Genomic DNA, 1,482 nt, shown 5'->3' on the forward strand with positions numbered 1-1,482 from the left:
TATGTCAAGCCTTGGTAAGGTTCTTCGCGTTGCGTCGAATTAAGCCACATGCTCCGCCGCTTGTGCGGGCCCCCGTCAATTCCTTTGAGTTTTAGCCTTGCGGCCGTACTCCCCAGGCGGGGAACTTAATGCGTTAGCTGCGGCACGGACAACGTGGAATGTCGCCCACACCTAGTTCCCAACGTTTACGGCGTGGACTACCAGGGTATCTAATCCTGTTCGCTCCCCACGCTTTCGCTCCTCAGCGTCAGTATCGGCCCAGAGATCCGCCTTCGCCACCGGTGTTCCTCCTGATATCTGCGCATTTCACCGCTACACCAGGAATTCCGATCTCCCCTACCGAACTCTAGCCTGCCCGTATCGAATGCAGACCCGGAGTTAAGCCCCGGGCTTTCACATCCGACGCGACAAGCCGCCTACGAGCTCTTTACGCCCAATAATTCCGGACAACGCTTGCGCCCTACGTATTACCGCGGCTGCTGGCACGTAGTTAGCCGGCGCTTCTTCTGCAGGTACCGTCACTTGCGCTTCTTCCCTGCTGAAAGAGGTTTACAACCCGAAGGCCGTCATCCCTCACGCGGCGTCGCTGCATCAGGCTTGCGCCCATTGTGCAATATTCCCCACTGCTGCCTCCCGTAGGAGTCTGGGCCGTGTCTCAGTCCCAGTGTGGCCGGTCGCCCTCTCAGGCCGGCTACCCGTCGTCGCCTTGGTAGGCCATCACCCCACCAACAAGCTGATAGGCCGCGGGCTCATCCTGCACCGCCGGAGCTTTCCACCACCAGACCATGCGGTCGGCAGTCGTATCCGGTATTAGACCCCGTTTCCAGGGCTTGTCCCAGAGTGCAGGGCAGATTGCCCACGTGTTACTCACCCGTTCGCCACTAATCCCCGGCCGAAACCGGTTCATCGTTCGACTTGCATGTGTTAAGCACGCCGCCAGCGTTCGTCCTGAGCCAGGATCAAACTCTCCGTGAATGCCTCCGGGATATCCCGGTAAACACTGCACGAGAGCGGAACCACCAGAGGAATAATCCAGTGGTTCACAGCGTCCTCGCTGTGTTTTTCTTCAAAGGAACCTCGTCCACGAGTGGACGGGGTATCAACATATCTGGCGTTGACTTTTGGCACGCTGTTGAGTTCTCAAGGAACGGACGCTTCCTTCGAAACCGTTTCACCGGTTTCTCCGGGCGCTTCCCTTCGGTGTTTCCAACCTTACCAGACCCGATTTCCGGTTCGTTTCCGATCCGAATTCCGTTTCCGGCCCCCTGCTGGAGCGGGGTCTTTCGCGCCTTCCGGCGTGTCCACTACTTTAGCGAATTTCCCTCTCGACTCCTAATCGGAGCCCCGGGTCTTGAATTCGCGCAGCGAAACAGGACCCTGTTGGGGATTCGTCGTAGTGGTTGGCCGCTCCGGGGCCGCGGTGTCTCGATCCTGGGATCTGGCGACAGCGCTGCCCGTCTCAAGCGGCTCGGGCTACGTTAG

Annotated in this window: 1 rRNA gene; it reads right to left on the reverse strand. The window is 59.0% G+C overall.

What is annotated here, in order from left to right:
- Positions 1–975: ribosomal RNA gene (locus ACIQAA_RS32370) — 16S ribosomal RNA — on the reverse strand; the annotation flags it as partial.
- Between the last annotated feature and the right edge of the window lie 507 nt (positions 976–1,482).

Source organism: Neobacillus sp. NPDC093182 (assembly GCF_044754045.1).